At 68.8% G+C, this 18384-nt stretch carries 16 protein-coding genes; 5 read left to right on the plus strand and 11 right to left on the minus strand.

Annotation, left to right across the window (positions count from 1 at the left end; translation table 11 throughout):
- The 10 genes from AAAZ40_RS01200 to AAAZ40_RS01245 form a co-directional block, all read right to left on the minus strand.
- Entirely contained in the window at positions 1 to 297 is a 297-nt protein-coding gene (locus tag AAAZ40_RS01200; RefSeq protein WP_476660790.1) for a SemiSWEET transporter, read from the minus strand.
- The gene (locus AAAZ40_RS01205; protein WP_476660791.1) at positions 294 to 1772 is read right to left on the minus strand and encodes a bifunctional enoyl-CoA hydratase/phosphate acetyltransferase; all 1479 of its coding nucleotides are present in this window, start codon (positions 1770 to 1772) and stop codon (positions 294 to 296) included. The genes AAAZ40_RS01200 and AAAZ40_RS01205 overlap by 4 nt, the downstream gene beginning before the upstream one ends.
- Before the next feature lie 39 nt (positions 1773 to 1811).
- Entirely contained in the window at positions 1812 to 3437 is a 1626-nt protein-coding gene (locus tag AAAZ40_RS01210; RefSeq protein WP_476660792.1) for a PEP/pyruvate-binding domain-containing protein, read from the minus strand.
- Positions 3434 to 5389: a DUF47 domain-containing protein gene (locus tag AAAZ40_RS01215; RefSeq protein ID WP_476660793.1), complete on the minus strand. Its 1956-nt coding sequence runs from the start codon at positions 5387 to 5389 to the stop codon at positions 3434 to 3436. The genes AAAZ40_RS01210 and AAAZ40_RS01215 overlap by 4 nt, the downstream gene beginning before the upstream one ends.
- A gap of 102 nt (positions 5390 to 5491) precedes the next feature.
- Complete coding sequence (gene fabI / locus AAAZ40_RS01220; protein WP_250960442.1) at positions 5492 to 6250, minus strand: enoyl-ACP reductase FabI; 759 nt, start codon at positions 6248 to 6250, stop codon at positions 5492 to 5494.
- 96 nt (positions 6251 to 6346) lie between these two features.
- Positions 6347 to 7573, minus strand: a complete 1227-nt coding sequence (locus AAAZ40_RS01225) for an acetate/propionate family kinase (protein ID WP_476660794.1) — start codon at positions 7571 to 7573, stop codon at positions 6347 to 6349.
- A gap of 100 nt (positions 7574 to 7673) precedes the next feature.
- Positions 7674 to 7937, minus strand: a complete 264-nt coding sequence (minE, locus tag AAAZ40_RS01230; protein WP_476660795.1) for a cell division topological specificity factor MinE — start codon at positions 7935 to 7937, stop codon at positions 7674 to 7676.
- Positions 7938 to 7942: 5 nt separating this feature from the next.
- The gene (gene minD / locus AAAZ40_RS01235) at positions 7943 to 8755 is read right to left on the minus strand and encodes a septum site-determining protein MinD (protein WP_476660796.1); all 813 of its coding nucleotides are present in this window, start codon (positions 8753 to 8755) and stop codon (positions 7943 to 7945) included.
- A gap of 27 nt (positions 8756 to 8782) precedes the next feature.
- Entirely contained in the window at positions 8783 to 9541 is a 759-nt protein-coding gene (gene minC / locus AAAZ40_RS01240) for a septum site-determining protein MinC (protein WP_476660797.1), read from the minus strand.
- Positions 9542 to 10002: 461 nt separating this feature from the next.
- Entirely contained in the window at positions 10003 to 10230 is a 228-nt protein-coding gene (locus AAAZ40_RS01245; RefSeq protein WP_476463810.1) for a heavy-metal-associated domain-containing protein, read from the minus strand.
- Between the two features lie 56 nt (positions 10231 to 10286).
- On the opposite strand from AAAZ40_RS01245, the gene AAAZ40_RS01250 reads away from it, so the two are divergent.
- From AAAZ40_RS01250 to AAAZ40_RS01265, 4 genes are all read left to right on the plus strand, one after another.
- On the plus strand, positions 10287 to 12659 hold the full coding sequence (locus AAAZ40_RS01250) for a heavy metal translocating P-type ATPase (protein WP_476660798.1): 2373 nt from the start codon (positions 10287 to 10289) through the stop codon (positions 12657 to 12659).
- 59 nt (positions 12660 to 12718) lie between these two features.
- Positions 12719 to 13960, plus strand: coding sequence for a YbfB/YjiJ family MFS transporter (locus tag AAAZ40_RS01255; protein ID WP_476660799.1), 1242 nt, complete (start codon positions 12719 to 12721; stop codon positions 13958 to 13960).
- Positions 13961 to 13985: 25 nt separating this feature from the next.
- Entirely contained in the window at positions 13986 to 14936 is a 951-nt protein-coding gene (gene speB / locus AAAZ40_RS01260; protein ID WP_476660800.1) for an agmatinase, read from the plus strand.
- A 62-nt stretch (positions 14937 to 14998) separates the two neighbouring features.
- The gene (locus AAAZ40_RS01265) at positions 14999 to 16315 is read left to right on the plus strand and encodes an NAD(P)/FAD-dependent oxidoreductase (protein ID WP_476660801.1); all 1317 of its coding nucleotides are present in this window, start codon (positions 14999 to 15001) and stop codon (positions 16313 to 16315) included.
- Between the two features lie 65 nt (positions 16316 to 16380).
- Here AAAZ40_RS01265 and dinD read toward each other — a convergent pair whose 3' ends face one another.
- Positions 16381 to 17229 (minus strand): DNA damage-inducible protein D, encoded by an 849-nt coding sequence (gene dinD / locus AAAZ40_RS01270; RefSeq protein ID WP_476660802.1) that lies wholly within the window; start codon positions 17227 to 17229, stop codon positions 16381 to 16383.
- Between the two features lie 404 nt (positions 17230 to 17633).
- On the opposite strand from dinD, the gene AAAZ40_RS01275 reads away from it, so the two are divergent.
- The gene (locus AAAZ40_RS01275; protein WP_476661654.1) at positions 17634 to 18383 is read left to right on the plus strand and encodes a gamma-glutamyl-gamma-aminobutyrate hydrolase family protein; all 750 of its coding nucleotides are present in this window, start codon (positions 17634 to 17636) and stop codon (positions 18381 to 18383) included.
- Position 18384: the final 1 nt, after the last annotated feature.

The following is an 18384-nucleotide window of genomic DNA, read 5'->3' on the forward strand; positions in this document are numbered from 1 at the left end:
CTACTGGCCCCGGCGCTGGACCTTGGCGGGCGCGCGCCCGTAGCGCAGTTTCATGGCCAGAATGCTGAGCGCCAGGCTGAGCGTGACGGCGTTGGCGACGATGATCGGCCACGCGCCCAACAGCCAGCCATAGACCAGCCACAGCGCCACCCCGAGCGTGAACGCGCTGTACATGGCGAGCGAGATGCCGCTCACGTCGCGCGTGCGCCAGGTGTGCCAGACCTGCGGCACGAAACTGAGGGTGGTGAGCAGGGCCGCCAGGCTGCCGATCAGCTCACCCCAAGCGGGCACGCTCACGCCTGCAGGCGGCTGGCATCGGTGGGGGCGCTGGGTTGGGCCGCTGCGCCCTGCTTGGCGCTGCCCGCCTGCCGTGCGCGGTTGTGCTGCACGATCAGCAGCGCCAGCAACGCCGAGGCCACGCGCGCGTGGGCCCCGTCGGCGCGGCTGGTGAGCGCGATCGGGATGCGCGCCCCGAGCACCAGCCCAGAGCCGGTGGCCCCGGCCAGGTATTCGAGTTGCTTGGCCAGCATGTTGCCGCTTTCCAGATCCGGCACCATCAGGATGTCGGCCTGCCCCGAGACCGGCGACTCGATCTGCTTGATCGCCGCCGCCTGCGCCGAGATGGCGTTGTCAAAGGCCAGCGGGCCGTCGAGCACGCCGCCCTTGATCTGGCCACGGTCGGCCATTTTGCACAGCGCCGCCGCCTCGATGGTCGAGGGGATGTTGGGATTCACGGTCTCGACCGCCGACAAAATGGCCACCCGCGGCTGCTCCACGCCCATGATGCGCGCAAAGTCGATGGCGTTCTGCACGATGTCCACTTTCTCGCTCAAGGCGGGGCGGATGTTGAGCGCGGCGTCGGTGATGAGCAGCGGCTTGCTGTAGAGCGGCACGTCGAAGCGAAACACGTGCGACATGCGCCGGCCGGTGCGCAGTTCGCGCCGCTGCAGCACGGCGGCGATGAGCTCGTCGGTGTGCAGGCTGCCTTTCATCAGGGCATCGACCTCGCCCTTGGCCGCCAGATCGGCGGCCAGCTCGGCGGCGGCGTGGCTGTGCGGCACGTGCAGGATCTGGCTGCTGCCCAAGTCCAGCTCGGCCTCGCGCGCCAGCGCCAGGATGCGCTCCTTGGGGCCGATCAGCAGCGGGATCATCAGGCCGTGGCGGGCGGCGTCGAGCGCGCCCGCCAGCGAGCCGGCGTCGCACGGGTGCACCACGGCGCAGCGCATCGGCTCCATGCCGTCGGCCAGCGACAGCAACTCACGAAACCGCGCCTGCGGATCGAACAGCTGGATGGTGGGGGCGTGGATCTTGGGCAGGCGCACCTTCTCGGTCGGGGCCAGCACCTTGGCCACGCCTTGCAGCACTTTCTCGTCTTTCTGGTTGGTCACGAGGCAGTCGAGCTGCACCGCCTTCTTGGCCTCGTCCTTGCTCAGCACCGTGGCGGTGACGGTGAGCGTGTCGCCGATGCGCACCGGGCGCACGAAGCGCAGCGCCTGCTCGAGGTAGATGGTGCCCGGCCCAGGGAACTGGGTGCCCAGCAGCGCCGAGATCAGGGCGCCGCTCCACATGCCGTGCCCGATGACGCCGTGAAACAGGGTGTCGTTGGCGTATTCGGGGTTCAGGTGCGCCGGGTTGGTGTCGCCGGACACGGCGGCAAAGGCCTGGATGTCTTGCAGCGTCAGGGTGCGCAGCAGGCGCGCGCTCTGGCCGATGTGCAGTTCGTCAAAGGTCAGGTTTTCGCTCCATTCGCTCGAAGTCGGGGGCTGGGTCATGGATCGGTTCCTAAAAATGCAGTGTCGTTGGCATGAACGTCAGGGGTGGTCGCGCAGGGCCTGCAGTCGGCGCTGCAGGTGCAGGTCGGGCACGTCCACCACCGCCAGTGCGCCAGCATAAACGATGCCTTGGTTGCCATCCAGAGTCAGGGCTTGCCCGACCGCGTAGGTGTGCGGCCCAAAGGCCACCGTCTGGCGCTGCGCGTCGATGCGCAGATCGTCACAGCCGACCAGACACACCTTGCCCAGTTGGCGCGCCACCACCGCCGCGTGGGCGGTGCGCGCGCCGCGCTGGGTCAGCAGACCCTGCACGCGCTGCAGGGCCTCGATGTCGTCGGTCTGCGCATCGCCACGCACCAGCAGCACCGGCACACCGGCGCGGGCGCGCTCGATGGCGCGCTCGGGGTCGAGCGCGATCTCGCCGCTGGCGATGCCGCTGCAGGCGCTGCTGGCGCGCGCCAGTTCGAGCGGCTGACCGCCATCTGCCGCGGCCACGCCGCTGCGCGGGGCGAGTTGCTGCAGCACCAGGTCTTTGGGCTTGAGGTGCGCGGTGCGTTCGCGCGCCGTCTGGCGGTCGATCAGGCCGGCCTCGTGCAGATCGAGCGCGATGCGCGCGGCGGCGCGCGGGGTGCGCTTGCCGCTGCGCGTTTGCAGCAGGTGCAGGTGGCCGTCCTGCACCGTGAATTCGAAGTCCTGCATGTCACCCAGCTCGTGCTCGAGCGTGCGCGCCGCGCTTTGCAGCGCCTCCCAGGCCTGTGGCAGGGTCTGCGCCAGGCTGGCGTGGCCGTGCGCGTTGCGCTGCCCGCTGACCACGTCTTCGCCTTGGGCGTTGGCCAGAAAATCGACCCACAGCGTCGGCTCGCCGCTGCTTGGGTCGCGCGTGAACCCGACGCCGGCGCCGGAATGGGTGCCGCTGTTGCCAAACACCATGCGCTGCACGATCACGGCGGTGCCGAGCTGCTCGTCGATGCCGTGCAGTTTGCGGTAGCTCTTGGCCTTGGGCGCGAACCAGGAACCATAGACCGCCTGCACCGCGGCGGCGAGCTGCTCGTGCGGGTCTTGCGGGAACGCCTTGCCGGCGTGGCTTTGGTACAGCGCCAGGTAGCTGCGGCACAGCGCGCGCAGGCCCTGGTAGTCGAGTTCGCGCTCGTCGCCCCCCTGGGTGGCGCGCTGCAGCTCGGCCTCGAACAGCGGTGCGGGCAGGCCCGCGACCAGCTGCGCGTAGCTGGCGATCAGGCGCCGGTAGGCGTCCCAGACCATGCGCGGGTTGCCGCTCAGGCGCAGCAGGCCGGGCAGGGTGGCCTCGCACAGCCCGACGTTGAGCAAGGTCTCCATCATCCCCGGCATCGACACCGGGGCGCCGGAGCGCACCGAGACCAGCAGCGGCGCGCGCGGGTCGCCCAGTTTCAGGGCACAGGCCGCCTCCAGGGCCGGCAAACCGCTGCCCAGCAAGGGCGGTAGGCTGGCGGCTGGGTCGCGCGTGTAGTGGGTGCCCAGCACCAGCGCCGCGGGCACCGGCAAACCCAGCTGCGCCATGCGCCAGAGGTGGTAGGCCTTGGCGCCGACCGCCTCCGGGGTCGGTGGCGGGGTCTTGCCTGCGGGCTCGGGGCCGATCAGGTGCAGGTGGCGCGGCCAGGCGGCGGCAGTCGCAGCGGATTTTTTCATGCCACCACTCCGGCGGGGCCGAGCACGATGCGGCGCAACACGTAGCCGGCTGTGAGCAGGTGGTCGGTGGCCGCTTCCAGCGCCCCCGCCAGTTCGTTGCCCAAGCCAAACAGCACCGGCTGCTGCGTCAGCTCTTGCACCAGTTGCACCCGCGTCTGGCGGTAGAGCTCGTCGCACTGGCGTTCGGCGCGCAGCGTGCGCCACAGGGCCTGCAAAAACGCCTCTTCATCGACCCGGTTCGCCTGCAGGCTCAGGTGGCGCGCGATTTCGATCGCCTTGATCTGGTCCTGGATCGCCGCCAAGGTGGTTTCGGCCAGGCGCAGCAGCGCCTCGACGATGCGCGCCGGCAGCCCGCGCAAGGGCTCGGTGTGCAGCAGCATCAGCAGGTAGGCCGCCTCTTCGAGCGTGTCGGCGGCGTCGTCCATGGCGTTGAGCAGCTCCAGCAGGGGGCGCCAGCGCTCGTGGCGGCGGGTGCGCTCGCGCGCCGTGGTCAGCAGCTGGTCGGCTTGGTGCTCCCAGGCTTTGCAGCGCTGCAGCGTGCGCTCCCAGTTTTGTGGCTCGCCGCGGCCGGCCTGCGCCAGCGCCTGGCACAGCTCGCTGGCCAAGGCGTGCTGCAGCGCCGCGTGTTCGGCCAGCAGGTCGAACTCGAAGCTGCGCTGGCGCATGGCGCGCGCCAGCAGCAGCCGGGCTTCGTCTTGCACCATGGCCAGTGGCAGTTGCTGGCGCAGCTTGAGGCTGGCCTCGGTGAGCAGGGCTTGCAAAAACTGCCGCGCCGCCGCCTCGCCCAGCACCAGGTCGAGCCGTTCGCCGACGCGAAAGGCGTGGCTGTCCACCGCCTGCATGGCTTCATAGACCAGTTGCTCGCCGCCCGCCAGCAGCCAGGCCATGTGCCCGACTTCGGTCTTGGCGCAGTGGCTCAGGACGTCGATGGCCAGCGCCTTGCCGACGAACAGTTGCAATCGCTTGCGGGCCCGGTTCCAGTCGATCAGAAACACGATGCGCGCGGCCGCCGCCTCCAGCCCCTGCAACAGCGCCGCCGGCTGGCGCACTTGCAGCGTGGCGTGGCCGAGCACGTAGGGCTGGCCTTGGTTGAGCCCATCGGCGCGTTGTGGCGCCAGCAGCTCCCAGCTGAAGCCGAGCGATTCCAGTTGCTGGCGGAAAAAATCGAAGCGCACCTGGTGCAGGTCGGAGTAGGTCAGGCGCACCGTCCTGGCGCTGACTTCGAGCACCAGCACGTGCGCGTCGTTGGTGCCGATGTCGTTTTGAATCAGCAGCTTCTTGCCGTGGCGCGTGACCGCCGTGGCCAGCCCGGGGTGCCCAAACTTGAGCGGCGCGGTGCGCTGCAGGCCGCGCATGAACGCCTGGATGAGCGGCCGGTCCTCGGGCTCGATCTGCCAGGCGTGGGCGCCGTCGATGTTCTCCGTGGCGATCTGCGCCGACAGGGCGTTGAGGCGCTTGTGCAGGTCCATGACCAGCAGGTGCAGGCTGTCGCCCGCCTTGCGCTCGCCATGGGTGAGCGCGATCAGGTCGCCGGGGTGCAGCGCCTCCTGCTCCTTGAGCCGTTCCAGAAACGCCAGCCACTGCTCACGCCGCTGGCACAGCGCGGGCTCGGCTGCGCCACCGGCTTCGCAGACCGGCTTGGCCATGGTCTGCAAATCGTCGCCGATGGCCTGCGTCAGGGCATCGAGCTGCGGCAGCACCAGCAGCGCATCCTGCACAAAGGCGTTGGCGGCGAGCTCGCCCAGCCACAGCAGGTCGGCTTGGCCGTGCTGGCGCAGCTCGGCGCTCCAGTCGGGCAGCGGGGCCTGCGGGTCGGCCGCGTGCGCCGCCGCCGACTGCAGCACCGACAGATACAGCTTGAGGCGGTCGTTGGCCAGCAGGGCGGCGGTGATCCAGGCCGGCAAGAGCAACGAATTTTGGCCCAGCGTGGCGACGGCTTTTTGTTTGTCCATGGTGCAAATCTTGGCGGTAGCGCGCAGTTTGCCTTGGGTGTGTGTCAGGCTCGTGAAGCGCTGGCACTGCACCGCCGCCCGCGCCGGCGCCGGCGCGCTGGATCAAGCCATGTGGTGCAAGCCGGCATCGATGTAGATCACGTCGCCGGTGATGCCCGAGGCCGCGCCGCCGACCAGAAACGCCACCGCGCGCCCGACTTCGGCGATGTCCACCAGCCGCCGACCGGGGGCGCGCGTCACCGCCATCTCGATCAGCTCGTCGAAGTGCGCGATGCCCGATGAGGCGCGGGTTTTGAGCGGCCCGGGCGAAACGGCGTAGACGCGGATGTCTTTCTCGCCCAGCTCCTTGGCCAAGTAGCGCACCGCCGACTCCAGCGCCGCCTTCACCGGGCCCATCAGGTTGTAGTTGTTCACCACCTTGTCGGCGCCGTAGTAGCTCATGGTCACCAGCGCGCCGCCTGGGCGCAGCAGCGGCTCGGCGTGGTGCGCCATTTCGATGAACGAATGGCACGACACCTGCATGGCCTGCAAGAAGCCGGCTTGCGTGCAGTCGATGATGCGCCCATGCAGATCCTCGCGCGGGGCAAAGGCGATCGAGTGGATGACGAAATCCAGGCTGCCCCAGTGCGCCTTGATCTGCTCAAACACCTGCTCCATCTGCCCCGGTTGGCTCACGTCCAGCGGCAACAGCAGCGTGGCGTCGATCTGCTCGGCCAGCGGTGCTACGAATTTTTTGGCTTTGTCGTTGAAGTAGGTGAGGGCGATCTCGGCCCCAAAGGCGCGCAGCTTGGCGGCGCAGCCAAAGGCGATGCTGTCGGCGTTGGCCACACCCACCACCAGGCCGCGCTTGCCCTTGAGCATGTCGCCGATGCGGGTGTTTTCGTACCAAACCTTGGGCAGGGGGTCGCGTGAGTGGGGGTCGATGAACATGGGGCTGCTCCGGGATTGCCTAAAATTTCAGTCTGCCTGCCACAGCGCCAGGGCGTGTTCGGCCAGCATGCGCTCTTCGTCGGTGGGTAGCACCAGCACCGTGACGCGCGAGCCGGCGCGGCTGATCGGGCCACCGCGGCCAGCGCACGCGTGGGCGTTGGCCTGCGCGTCGAAGTCGATTCCGATCCAGCCCATGTCGGCCAACATCCGCCCGCGCAGGGCCACCGCGTTTTCACCGATGCCGCCGGTAAACACCAGCGCATCGAGCCCGCCCAGGCTGGCGCTCAAGGCGCCGATTTCGCGCTTGCAGCGCGCCACAAAGTAGTCCAGCGCCTGCGCCGCCTCGGGCTGTGCCGACTGCAGCAGCTCGCGCACGTCGTTGCTCAGGCCCGACATGCCCTTGAGCCCCGACTGCTGATAGAGCAGCTCGGTCAACTGGGCCGGGCTGTAGCCTTTTTCGGTCAGCAGATAGAGCAGCACGCCGGGGTCGATCTGGCCGCAGCGCGTGCCCATGGGCAAGCCGTCGAGGGCGGTGAAGCCCATGCTCGAATCGATCGACACCCCCTGGCGCAGCGCACACATCGAGGCCCCGTTGCCCAGGTGCGCCACGATCACCCGCCCTTGGTGCAGCGCCGGCCACTGCTGCTGCAGCGCGCGCGCTATGAACTCGTAAGACAAACCGTGAAAACCGTAGCGGCGCACGCCGGCGTCGTAAAACTGGCGCGGCAGCGCAAAGGTGTCGGCCACAAAGGGGTGCTGGCGGTGAAAGGCGGTGTCGAAACACGCCACTTGCAGCGCCTGCCCAAAGGCCGCCATGGCCGAGCGGATGCCGGCCAGGTTGTGCGGCTGGTGCAGCGGCGCCAGCGGCGCCAGCGCCTCGAGCTGCGCCAGCACCGGCGCGTCGATGCGCACCGGCTGGGCATAGTGCACGCCGCCGTGCACCACACGGTGGCTCACCAGCGCCACCTTTTGCTCGGGCAGGTTGTGCTCCAGCCAGTGCAGCACGGCGGCCAGCGCCTGCTCGTGGCCGCTGGGTGCCGCTTCTGCGCTGGGCAGCGTGTGCTGTTGCTTGCCGTGCGTGCTCGACTCGATGCTCAGCCGCGCCGCGGTGCCGCCGATGCCAGACACCTGCCCATGCGCCAGCGGCGCGGGCAAAGCACTTTGCGGCAGGGTACCGGGCCCGCCCTCGGGCAAGGCGGTGAGCGAAAACTTGATCGACGACGAACCGGCGTTGAGCGTGAGCAACAGAGGCATGGCGAGCGGCGCACAAAGGCGCAATGTAGCGACCCGATCCAGTATAGACAGGTCATTTGACACAACCCGCCACCGCATTGCGGCGCCCAGGCGCTGGCTTTCAGCGCGGTTTTTCGGGCAGCTCGATCTTGACTTCCAGCACGTCCAGGTTGTCCTGGCGCTCGAGGTTGACGCGGATGTCTCCGGGATTGACGTGCACGTACTTGCTGATGACGGCGATCAGCTCGCGCTGCAGCTGCGGCAGGTAGTCGGGCTCGCTGGCGTTGCGCCCGCTGCGCTCGTGCGCCAGAATGATCTGCAGCCGGTCTTTGGCGATCGACGCGGTCTGCTTTTTCTCGCCCAGGAAAAACGACAACCAGGACATGGCGCTCACCTTCCGAACAGGCGCTTGAGCAGGCCGGGCTTTTGCGCATCGACAAAGCGCAGCGGCCGCTCCTGGCCCAGGAAGCGTTCGATCACGTCCTTGTACGCTTCCGACACTTCGCTGCCCTGCATGTGCACCGCCGGCAGGCCCTGGTTCGAGGCCTGCAGCACCGTTTCGCTCTCGGGGATGACGCCGATGAGCGGAATGCGCAGAATGTCCTGTATGTCTTGCAGCGACAGCATCTGCCCCTCTTGCACCCGGTTCGGGTTGTAGCGCGTGATCAGCAGGTGCTCTTTGATGGCTTCGCGGCCCTCGATGGCGCGCCGCGTTTTGCTGCTGAGCATACCCAGAATGCGGTCCGAATCGCGCACGCTGGAGACCTCGGGGTTGGTCACCACCAGCGCCTCGTCGGCGTAGTGCATGGCCATCAGGGCGCCGGTCTCGATCCCGGCCGGCGAGTCGCAGACGATGTAATCAAAACCCATGCCAGCCAGATCGTTGAGCACGCGCTCCACCCCCTCTTGCGACAAGGCGTCTTTGTCGCGCGTCTGGCTGGCCGCCAGAACGTACAGGCCTTCGCATTGTTTGTCTTTGATCAAGGCCTGGTTCAGATTGGCTTCTTGGTGGATGACGTTGATGAAGTCGTAGACCACGCGGCGCTCGCAACCCATGATCAGGTCGAGGTTGCGCAAGCCGACGTCAAAGTCGATGACCACGGTTTTGAAGCCCTTGAGGGCCAAGCCGGCGGCGAAGCTGGCGCTGGTGGTGGTCTTGCCCACCCCGCCTTTACCGGATGTGACGACGACTATTTTGCTCATGTGGTCATGACTTTCTATACAAATTTTTTAAGCGATGGCTTCGATCAGCAGCCGCTCGGCATCGTTGTGGCGCTGCAGCCGCACCCGCGCGGCTTTGGAGCGCACCTCGGGCGGCAGCGGCACTTCGCTGGTGCGGTAGGTGCCGGCAATGGACAACAGCTCGGCCTCGAGGCAGGTGGCAAAAATGCACGCGTTTTCGTCGCCGCGCGCGCCGGCGATGGCCTTGCCGCGCAGCGGCGCATAGATGTGGATGTGGCCATCGGCCACCACCTCGGCGCCAGGGTTGACCATGGCGGTGACGATCAGGTCGCGGCCGCGCGCATACACCTGCTGCCCCGAACGCAAGGGGCGGTCGATCAGCAGCGCGCCCACCGCAGGGCGCTCCGGGGCAGCGGTTGGGGTGGATGGGGTGGATGGGGTGGGCTCGAGCGTCGTGCTGGCCGCGCTGGTTGCGCTGGCTGTGAGTGCCTGCACGGCATCCATTGCATCGTCGGCACGTACCAACCCAGCCGCCGCGGCCTGCTGGCGCACGGCCGCCGATCCACCCCGGTACGCCACAGGTTGCAAGTGGGCCGCGCGCAACAGCGCCAGCAGCGCCGACAAATCGGCAAGGGCTGGTTCGCTGTCTGACAGCGCGCTAAAGTCGAGCAACAGAGCGTCTTGGTCGAAAAATCCCGCTGCATCGCCGTAGCGCTGCTGCCAGTCTTGCATCAGACGCTGGGTGTCGGCACTGCGCAGCGCCAAAGCCAACAAGGGCCAGTGGGTGCTTTTGAGCTCGAAACTCATAGAGGGGTCAGAGGCCGCAAGGGGGGATGGTGGGGAGAGCAGGAGGGGTTCAAGGGCAAATCTTAACAGCCCGGCCAAACCGGAAGGCCAAAGCGCGGCCGGACGGCAGACGGGCCGCGACAGATGAGGCGCCGCAACGAAGCCGCGGGGGTGGCCGGTATGTGTCTCTATCTCCAATATCTTGATTTAAAGCATAGTCGTAGTAGTAGGCCCATCCCGATTCACTGAACAACTCATTATTTCTTTTGGATTCAATCTGTTGCACCCATTTTTAGGTGTGCAGAGCGGGGCTGGACAAATTCTTGCAGCGCTGCATAAGTGGCCTTGGGCGGCGCAGCCTGTGGATAAACCCCACCTTGTGCGCGAGCTATCCACAGACTTGTGCAGCGATCCTGCCCGGCACGGATCGGTAAACTTTGGTGCGCGTCGGTGCGCGCCCTTGTGCGGCGGCAGATCCTGTTTTAAACCGGGTCGGAATCGCCGGCCTCGGGCGGAACCTCGGGGTAGCCGGCGTCGTCGAGCGCGCTGGCCAGCGCACCGCGGGAGATGCTGCTGCGCACCGTCACGCGGCCGCTGCTGCGCTCGATCTGCACCTCGGCCTGCGCGTCGAGGCGGCGGATGGCTTGGCGCACCGCCTGATCGCAGTGGCCGCAGCTCATGCCCTGAACCGTGAAGTGGTGGGTGTCCATGGTAGAGTCCTTTACTGGTTAAAGTCCGTAGTATGTGAGTTTTACTGGAAGCTTGAGTGAACCCTGCCGCGCCGCCGTTTGAGAGCCAGTTCAAAATCGTGGGCATGACCTGCGCCTCTTGCGTGTCGCGGGTCGAGCGCGCCTTGGCCAAGCTGCCCGGGGTGCAGGAGGTGAGCGTCAACCTGGCCACCGAAACGGTGCGTGTGCGGGTGGCGGCGCCCGTGCAAGGTGCAGCCGATGGCGGCGGTGCACCGGCCCAGGGCGCCCCAGGCCAGGGCGCTGCAGAAATGGGTATGGGTCTGAACGTGGGCATGGGCGTAGAGGCCGACGAGGCCACGCTCTGGCAAGCGCGGCTGCACCGCGCGGTGCGCGACGCCGGTTACGAACCGGTGCCCCTGGCGCAGGCCACAGACGCCGACCCGGCCCTGGATCGCCTGTGGGGCGTGCGGCGCGATTTTTGGCCGGTGCTGCTGGCCATGGCGCTCACGCTGCCGCTGGCGTTGCCCATGGTGGGTAAGCTCTGGGGCGAGCACTGGATGCTGGGGCCGCTGTGGCAGTTTCTGTTGGCCACGCCGGTGCAGTTCATCCTTGGGGCGCGGTTTTACCGCGCCGGTTGGCACGCCATCCGCGCCGGCAGCGGCAACATGGAGCTGTTGGTGGCCATCGGCACCACGGCTGCTTGGGGCATGAGCACCTGGTTGTGGTGGCGCGCCGAGCCTGGCAGCATGGTGCCGCTGTACTACGAGGCGGCGGCGGTGATCATCACCCTGGTGCTGCTGGGCAAATGGCTGGAGGCGCGCGCCAAGCGCCAGACCACCAGCGCCATACGCGCCCTGCAGGCCTTGCGCCCCGAGGTGGCGCACCTGCTGCCCGACGGCGTGCGGCGCGAGCAGCTGCAGGACGTGCCGGTGGCCGAATTGCTGCCGGGCGACCGGCTGCTGGTGCGCCCGGGCGAGCGCCTGCCTGCCGACGGCGTGATCGAGCAGGGGCAGACGCAGATCGACGAATCCATGCTCACCGGCGAGCCGCTGCCGGTGTTGCGGCTGGTGGGCGACACGGTCACCGGCGGCAGCCTGAATGGCGACGGCGCCATCGAGCTGCGCGTGACGGCGGTGGGCACGCAGTCGGTGTTGCAGCGCATCATCGCGCTGGTGCAAGACGCGCAAGCGGTCAAGCCGCCGGTGCAGCGCCAGGTGGACCGGGTGGCGGCGGTGTTCGTGCCGGTGGTGTTGCTGGTCGCGCTGGCCACCTTTGCGCTCTGGTGGGGCTGGCAGCAGGCGCCGTTTGAGCAGGCCCTGCTGGCGGCGGTGGCGGTGCTGGTGATCGCCTGCCCGTGCGCGCTCGGGCTGGCCACGCCGACGGCGATCATGGCCGGCACCGGGGTGGCGGCGCAGCACGGCATCCTGATCAAGGACCCAGAGGCGCTCGAAGCCGCGCGCCGCGTGGACACGGTGGCCTTCGACAAGACCGGCACCCTCACCCTGGGGCAGCCGGTGTTGCGGCACCTGTTGCCGGCGGCGGGTGTGGATGGGGCGGCAGCGCTGCAGGCGGCGGCGGCCTTGCAGCGCCACAGCGAGCACCCGCTGGCGCGCGCGGTACTGCAGGCGGCGCAGGCGCAACAGGAACTTCAAGGGCACGGGGCGCAGCAGGCGCAGCAGGTGCAGGCGGTGCCGGGGCGCGGCTGCCATGGCGAGGTGCAGGGCACGGCGCTGTACTTGGGCAGTTGGGACTGGCTGCAGGAGCTCGGGGCCGATTTGCGGGGCTGGCAGGAGCAGGCCGAGGCTTGGGCCAGCCAGGGCTGCAGCGTGTCGGTGCTGGCGCAGCAGCAAGGGTGGCAGCCGCTGGCCTTGCTGGCGTTTGCCGACCAGCCCAAACCCGGATCGGCCCAAGCCATCGCCGAGTTGCGTGCGCTGGGTTTGCGCGTGCTGATGATTTCGGGCGACAACCAGCGCGCCGCCGAGGCCATGGCGCGCCGTTTGGGCCTGGAGGCGGCCGGCGAGGTGCGCGCCCAGGTGCTGCCGGGCGACAAGGCGCGGCTGGTGGCCGAACTCAAAGCCCAGGGCCGGGTGGTGGCGATGGTGGGCGACGGCGTCAACGATGCCCCGGCGCTGGCAGCGGCCGACGTTGGGCTGGCGATGAGCCACGCCCAAGGCGGCTCTGATGTGGCGCTGCATGCCGCCGGCATCACCCTGATGCGCGGCGAGCCGCTGCTGGTGGCGGCGGCGCTCGACATATCGCGCCGCACGGTGGCCAAAATCCGGCAAAACCTGTTTTGGGCCTTCATCTACAACACCGTCGGCATCCCGCTGGCGGCGCTGGGCCTGCTCAGCCCGGTGCTGGCCGGGGCGGCGATGGCGTTGAGTTCGGTGAGCGTGGTGAGCAACACCTTGCTGCTCAAGCGCTGGCGGCCGCCGGCGCGCAGCCTGTAGGCTGAGAGACCCTCTTGCGCGTGCGCCTTCCCACCAGCCGGTTCGCTATCCGACGCCCCGTGCCAGCCTGGTGGCGCGGGGTGCTGCTGGCGCTGTGGCTGTCGCTGGCGGCGGCGGTGGCGCTGGGCATCACGCGCTTTGCCTACGGTTTGCTGCTGCCGCCCATGCGCGCCGACCTCGGCTGGACCTACGCCCTGGCCGGGGCCATGAACACCTTCAATGCCATCGGTTACCTCGTGGGTGCGTTGTCGGCCCCGTGGCTGCTGCGCCGTTTGGGGGCCGGGCCCCTGCTGCTGGCCGGGGCCCTGCTGGCCAGCGTATTCATGGCCAGCAGCGGTTTTTTCAGCGCCAGCGCGCCGCTGCTGGCGCAGCGGCTGGCGGCGGGCGTGTTCAGCGCCTGGGTGTTTGTCGCCGGGGGCTTGTTGGCGGCGCGCCTGGGCACCGTTTGGCCGGCGCACAGCGGTTGGTTGCTGGGCTTGTATTACGGCGGCGTGGGCTGGGGCATCGTGCTGTCGGCGCTGGCGGTGCCGCCGGTGCTGGGCTGGGCCGCCAGCGTGCCGCACGGCTGGGCCTGGGCTTGGTGGGTGCTGGCGCTGGTCTGTTTGCTCACCACGGCGTCGCTGTGGAGGCTGCTGCGGGCGCTGCGCCAGCTGGGGCTGGAGGTCGATGCCGCGCCCGTGCAGCGCGCAGGCCCCGGTGCGCTGCCCAGCCCGGCTTTGGGTTGGGAGGCGCTGGTGCAAAGCCTGGGTTGGGCGCTGGCCGCGTACACCCTGTTTGGTCTGGGTTACATCGGCTACATGACGTTCGTCATCGCGCTGCTGCACGAGCAGGGGCACGCCAGCGGGGCGATCACGCTTTTTTACACCCTGTTGGGCTTGGGGGTGGTGGCTTCGGCGCGGCTATGGGCCGCTTGGCTGGATCGCTTTCGCGGCGGGCAGGCGCTGGCGCGCCTCAGCGCCCTGCTCGGCTTGGCCACGCTGGTGCCGGCGCTCACGGCGGCCTGGCCGGCATTGTTGGCCTCGGGGCTGCTGTTCGGGGCGGTCTTTTTGTCGGTGGTGGCCTCGACCACGGCGCTCGTGCGCCACAATCTGCCTGCGGCGCAGTGGGCCGGCGGCATCAGCGCCTTCACGATCGTGTTTGCGGTCGGGCAGATCGTGGGCCCCACGGCGGTGGGCTGGATCGCCGACGGCCCCGGCGGGCTGGAGCGCGGCTTGTTTTACTCGGCGCTGGCGTTGTGGCTGGGCGCCGCGCTGGCGTGGCGCCAGCGGCCGCTGCAGAACACCGAGCGCTCGACGCACTGAACTTGGTACACCGCAGGAGCACCCCATGGCCATCGGAGACTTTGCTTACGCCAACAACGGCAACCGTTTTTTGGGTTGCGCGCCGCTGACCGCCCAGCCCTTTGCGCTGGTCGGGGTGCCTTTCGATGGCGCCGTCAGCAACCGCCCCGGCGCACGCTTTGGCCCGCAAGCCATCCGCGCCGCCAGCCTGATGCTGTGCGACGGCGAGCACCCGCACTTCAACTGCAGCCCGATCGAGCACTTGGGGGATGCGCTCGACATGCGCCTGCCCAACACTGCCGCGCTGCCCGATTTGCAGGCCTGCATCGAGCAGCAGGCGCAGGCCCTGATGGGCCAGCACCGCTGCGTGTTCCTGGGCGGCGACCACTCCATCACCCTGCCGCTGCTGCGCGCCGCGCGCCGCGTCCATGGCCGGGGCGAACCGCTGGCGCTGGTGCACTTCGACGCCCATTGCGACACCTGGAGCGATCACTGCGGCGAACCCTCGGGCCACGGCACCTGGACCTATGAGGCGCTGCAAGAGGGCCTGGTCAGCCCGGCGCACACGGTGCAGATCGGGCTGCGCTCCAGCGGCGCGCGCGCGGCGCGCGAGTACGTGCGCGACCAAGGCGGCCTGATCTACACCGCGCGCGACTTGCGTGGCCTCGACGGCGCGGCGCTGCAGCCGCTGCTGCGCGAAATCCGCCAGCGCATGGGCCAGCGGCCCTGCTACCTGACGCTCGACATCGACTGCCTCGACCCCGCCTTCGCCCCCGGCACCGGCACCCCCGAGCCCGGTGGCCTGAGCAGCAGCCAAGTGCTCACCGTGGTCGAAGAACTGGCTGACCTGAACTGGGTCGGCATGGACTGCGTCGAAGTGGCCCCAGCCTACGACCACGCCGAACTCACCAGCAACGCCGCCGCCACCCTGGTCTGGACCTGGCTGGCTGGGCAGGTGGCGCTGGGGCGCGGCAGCGCGCCTGTGGGTTTGGGCTGATGCAGGATCGGCCGGGAGGCAAGGTCCGATGAGCGGCTTCGGGCCTGTGCTACGCTTGCTGCATGGCATCCCACCTGCTGCAATCCGACACCCTGTTGAACCAGCGCAGCTACTACGAGGCGTCGGTGCAGCGCGCGCCGGCCTTGCCGCCGCTGCAGGGCCAGCAGCGCGCCGATGTGCTGGTCGTCGGGGGCGGGCTGGCGGGTTTGAGCGCGGCGCTGGAGCTGGCCGAGCGTGGCCTGCAGGTCTGCCTGCTCGAGGCGCAGCGCATCGGTTGGGGGGCCAGTGGGCGCAACGGCGGCCAGGCCCTGGTGGGCTATGCCTGCGGGCAGGGGCAGCTGGAGCAGCAGCTCGGGCGCGCCGACGCGCGCCGGCTCTGGGACTGGACGCTGGAGGGCATCGAGCTCATCGGGCAGCGCATCGCGCAGCAGGGCATCGACTGCGACTGGCAGCGCGGCTACCTGACGGTAGCCGATTCGGCGCGCCAGGCGCGGCGTTTGCTGGCCGACGTCGAGCAGCAGCAGCGCGACTACGGTCTGGCGTGCGAGGTGGCCACCGGGCCCGAGGTGCGCCGCTACATCGACAGCCCGCGCTACCAAGCCGCCGCCTTTGAGCAGATCAGCGGGCACCTGCACCCGCTCAAGTACACGCTGGGGCTGGCGCAGGCGGCGCAGCGCGCCGGGGTGGCGCTGCACGAGCACAGCGCCGTGCTGCGCCTGAGCCATGGCGCCGCCGGCGTCACGGCCCACGCGGCCCACGGCCAGGTGTCGGCGCGCTACGCGCTGCTGGCCGGCAACTGCCTGCTGCCCGAATACGCCCCGACACTGGCGCCGACGCTGGCGCGGCGCATCATGCCGGTGGGCACCTACCTGGTGGCCACCGCCCCGGTGGCCACCGCCCTGAGCCGGCGCCTGATTCCCAGCGCCGCCGCGGTGTGCGACAACAACCTGGTGCTCGACTACTTTCGCTTCAGCGCCGAGCAGCGGCTGCTGTTTGGCGGCCGCGTCAGCTACACCACCCGCACCCCGGCGCAGCTGCAGGCCCTCATGCGCCAGCGCCTGCTGGCGGTGTTCCCCGATCTGGCGCAGGTGCCGGTCGAATACCTGTGGGGCGGCTTTGTCGATATCAGCATGAACCGGGCCCCCGATTTTGGCCGGCTGTCGCCGCAGGTCTATTACCTGCAGGGCTTCAGCGGCCACGGCGTGGTGCTGGCCGGTTTGGCCGGGCGCTTGGTGGCCGAGGCCATCGGCGGCCAGGCCGGGCGCTTCGATGTCTATGCGCGGCTCAAGCACCACCCTTTTCCCGGCGGGCCGTGGCTGCGCACGCCGCTGCTGGCGCTGGGCATGGCGTGGCAGCGCTTGCGCGAGGCGCTGGGGTGAGGTGGATCAAGGGGCGGGGGCGAGCAATTGCGATGTATCGCTTTCGTGGCCATGGCGCTGCCACCTCAAGGTTTTTTCTTCTCGAGCTTTTTCTTCGCAGATTCGATCTGCTGAATGCTGGCGTTGGGTTTGGGCAGGTTTTCGGGCAAGGTGCCGCCAAGTTCTCGAATCGTCTGGCGCACCTTGCGGCCCACTTCGTAGTGCGTTTTGTTGGCCTGCAACTTGCCCTGCACCTCATCGCGGCGCAGCTTTTCTTCGGTTTGCGTGGCGCGGAACAAGTTGGCCGCCAACTCGGTGCTGCCCATGTGGTCCAGAATCTTCTGGCTTTTCTTCAGGCCCTTGCGCGCGTGGATTTCCCTGTTGCCCAAGCCTCCATAGAGCCCTTTGTAGCCGTGGTCCTGAAAGATGGCGTAGTCCAGCGTGGTCTCGACGCCCGCGCCCTTGGCCGCTGCCGCCAAAAGCCTGTTGTGGCTTGCCAGTTCGTTGCGGATGGCGAGGCGCTTCTCGTCCTCGCTGAGCAGGGCAAATTGGGCATCGTCGGCCAGCTCCTGGCGGCGCGTCTGGAGCGCAAAGTAGGTTTGACCGTTGGCGATGACGGGCTTGCCCGGGTCACCGTTCTGGACGATCAGGTAACAGGCGTAGCGCGAGAGGCTCACGTCGGGCAGCGCGCGCTTGGCGCCCGAGCCGATCTCGACCATTTCGAGGATGTCCTCGAAATGGTCAGCCACCGGGTGGCCACTGTTGCGGCAAGCTTCTCGGGCCCGCCCTACCACGGGCAGAAAGTGGCGGTACTCGGAGTAGTCCAGTACCTTGGCCAGCGGGCGGGCCAGCCAAAACTCGTTGCCGTCCTCGTCAACGTGGCGGATGCCTTCGAAGGTGGCGTGGTGTTGCTGGGCAATGGATGGGTCAGGCATGGTCGGCCTCCTCCTGGACTGGCTGTTTCCAAACCCCTGACTGTGCAGCCAGTCCAAGACCCATACGGATCGGTTCGCGGGCACTGCGACTAGGGGTGCAACATGGCACTGTTAATCTAACACATGCTTGTCATGCATTTTTCACCTCATGCAGAGCCTCAGCCCCGCCCCTGCCCAAGCGCGCCCGCCTGGCATCTGCCACAATGGTTTGCCTTGAGCTTTATGCCTCGCCTCCTTGCCCCGCTTAGTCAAGCCCACCCATGAACGCCCCCGCCGCCCCTTTCTCTGGCCGCGCCCCCGCTGCGTCGCTGGCATCTTGTGCGCCCGCGCAGCTCCCGCCGCAGGCCTCCACCCCGCCCCTGGTCTGGCTGCCCGCCGACCACCGCCGGCTGGGCCCCAACGCCATGCCCTACCTGCTGCTGGGCGACAAGTACGCGCGTGCAGTCAAGGTCGGTGCGCAGGCGCAGGCGGTGCTGTTCCCGCTGGCCGAGGCGGCGCAGGTGGACGAGTTGCTGGCGCAAGTCGATGGCGTGCTGCTCACCGGCTCGCCCTCCAACGTGCACCCGGCGCACTTCGATGAAGACGTGCACGACCCCACGCTGCCGCTGGACCCCGAGCGCGACGCGCTCACGCTGGCGCTGGTGCGCGCCTGTCTGGCGCAGGAGGTGCCGCTGCTGGGCATCTGCCGCGGTTTCCAGGAGATCAACGTGGCCCTGGGGGGCAGCCTGCACCAGACCGTGCACGCCGTGCCGGGGCTGATGGACCACCGCGACTCCGACGGCCTGCCGCTGGAGCAGCAGTACGGCCCCAGCCACCCGGTGCGGCTGGCCGAGGGCTCGGCGCTGGCGCAGTGGGCCGGCGGCACGCTGGCCATGGTCAACTCGCTGCACGGGCAGGGCATCGGCCGCCTGGCGCCCGGTGTGCGGGCGCTGGCGTGGGCCGAAGACGGCTTGGTCGAGGCCATCGAGGTGCAGGGCGCGGCCGAGTTTGCCTACGCGGTGCAGTGGCACCCCGAGTGGCGCTGCGACCAGAACCCCTTTTACGCCGCCACCTTTAGCGCCTTTGGCCGGGCGCTGCGGCGGCGCCAGCAGCGCCGCTGGCAAGCGGGTCTGGCGCAGCCCACAATCGGCGCCGCCAGCGCCACCGGAGCATGAG

This window comes from Serpentinimonas sp. SMBJO2 (assembly GCF_056341105.1).